The 2,431-nt window shown below is 32.0% G+C and carries 2 protein-coding genes; one reads left to right on the plus strand and one right to left on the minus strand.

Annotation, left to right across the window (positions count from 1 at the left end):
* Positions 1-1,429 (plus strand): TonB-dependent receptor (locus P8H68_RS02370; protein ID WP_300321134.1); only part of this gene is annotated, 1,429 nt, incomplete at its 5' end.
* On the opposite strand, the gene P8H68_RS02375 is transcribed toward P8H68_RS02370, so the two are convergent.
* Positions 1,426-2,431: DNA polymerase III subunit delta' (locus P8H68_RS02375; protein ID WP_300321136.1), on the minus strand; the 1,006-nt coding region annotated here is incomplete at its 5' end. The genes P8H68_RS02370 and P8H68_RS02375 overlap by 4 nt on opposite strands.

Consider the following 2,431-nt stretch of genomic DNA (forward strand, 5'->3'; position numbering starts at 1 on the left):
TTTAAAAGTAATTGCAGATGTTTCTAAAAAAGACAAACTTGTTTTTAGCAATTTATATAATAAGAATAACCTAGAATATTATTCAGAAAACGAGCGTTTTGGTGAAACAAATACAGACAATTTAGAAATTAAAAATAGAGGATCTAATTTAAAATGGTCTCGCTGCTGGAGTGAAAAATTGTCCAGTAAAATTGAGTTCAACCAATCGGAATATTTGTTAGAATATGATGGAATTCGAACAATAACCAGAAGAAATTCAGAAAATAATGTGACAGAGGTTTTTGAAAAATACAATAATGTGAAAGATATTGGTTTCAAAGTAGAAGCAATAAATGGGCTGAATACCTTTTCTACATGGACACATGGTTATCAATTGTCAAAGAAAAATGTGAGTTATATTTTTGATAATAGTAATGATAATAATCAAGACCAAGTTTTTGAATCGGATAATTCTGAAAATGTAACACACTCCGTGTTTTCAGAATATTCTTTGCATACTGATGAAAAATGGAATATGAATATAGGTTTGCGAATGAATTATTTTACCTCGGTAGAGCAATTGTATTTAGAACCTCGTTTCTTTTTGTCAAATCAAGTTTCAGAGGTATTTCAGTTGAAATTTTCGGCTGAAATAAAAAATCAAGTGATTAGTCAGTTGATAGAATTTAGAAATAATGGTTTTGGGTTAGAAAATGATATTTGGGCTTTGTCTGACGGAGAGCGTATCCCTGTTTTAAAAAACTATCAAATATCTGCTGGATTTTTGATTCAACAAAGGGGATGGAATTTTGATGTAGATTTTTACAACAGAAAAATAAACGGTGTTACATTGTTAACAGAGGATGTTGCAAATCAGGTTCCTCAATATTTGCCAGGGGTGAGTACAACAAATGGAATTGACTTTTTGATCAAAAAACGTTTTGGAAATTATAGAACCTGGGTAAGTTATACTTTGTCTAAAACTAAGTTTCAATATGATGAATTGAATGACGGCGAGAAATTTGATGGAGAATATGATGTGCCACATTCTTTAGTATGGTCACATACCTATGGGATCAAAAGATTTGAATTTTCACTTGGTTGGAAAATAAGGTCAGGTACGCCATATACCAAAGCTTTAGGAATAGAACAAACACCAAGAGGTAACTATAGAATTATTTATGAAGAGGAAGTAAATATTAATAGGTTACCAATCTATAAGAAAGTAGATTTTTCTGCTACCTATAAATTCAAATTTTCTGAAAAGAGAAAAGCACAAGGGAAATTCGGACTTTCTTTAATGAATATTTTCAATACAAAAAACATACTCGATAGAGGGTATGAAATAAAGCAAGATGGTCGTGGCCCTCTTGCAGAACGAACTTTGGTAGAAACAGATCAGATCTCTATTGGTTTTACCCCAAACTTGGTATTCAGAGTAGACTTTTAGGCACTCTCTTTAGTGTGTAATAACCTTGTTAGTTTTATGGATAGGTCCAAAAGAATTATTTTGGCATTCCCATTCCTTTCAATATGATATAAAGCATCACCAACTTCTTTTTCTATTTCCATAATATTTCCTCCATGGATGAAGGGGGCAAATTTGGCAAGCGAAAATCCTTGAGTTTCTGTTTCTAAGAAAACCAATTCTTGGGCACCATAATTATGTAACAAAGCCTGTCTGAAAAATTGCAAACAATAGTGAAGAAAACTTTTTTGAGTCTCTCTACCGGATTTTGCAATTGCTTCACTCCATTCAATTAAGTTTTGAATAACAGCAGCGTTTCCTTTTGCTTTAAAAGCAGTTCTTACCCAAGTCACAAACCACTGTTCAAAAATGATGTCATTTGAATCGTGTTTTAATATATGGACCGCTTTGTTAAAATTACCTTCAGATTGATGTGCGATTTTAGAAGCTTCCGCAGGGAAAGAGTTATTTCTACTGATCAATGCATCTGAAATATCGGTTTCACTTAAAACAGGAAATGTTAAGACCTGACATCTTGATAAAATTGTATTTATAATCTGTTCCTGATCTTCCGCAATTAAAATAAAAATGGTCTTTTCTGGTGGTTCTTCTAACAGTTTCAATAATTTATTTGCAGCAGAAGTATTCATTTTCTCCGCCATCCAAATAATCATCACTTTATAACCACCTTCATATGATTTTAGTTGAAGAGATTTTACAACTTGTTCTGCTTCATCAACTCCAATTTGTCCTTGTTTGTTTTCTACTCCAATTTGTTGAAACCAATTGAACAAGCTTCCATAAGGCTGTTCTTTTATAAAAGTTCTCCAATCGTCTAAAAACAAATTGCTGATAGGGTGTTTTTTTACTTTATCATTGGTTGCAACCGGAAATGCAAAATGAAGATCGGGATGTGCTAAATTTTCACATTTTAAATTACAAGAAGCAGCATCTTTATTTTTACTACACAATAAGTATTGAGCA

The organism is Flavicella sp., assembly GCF_029238425.1.
Taxonomy (GTDB): Bacteria; Bacteroidota; Bacteroidia; order Flavobacteriales; family Flavobacteriaceae; genus Flavicella.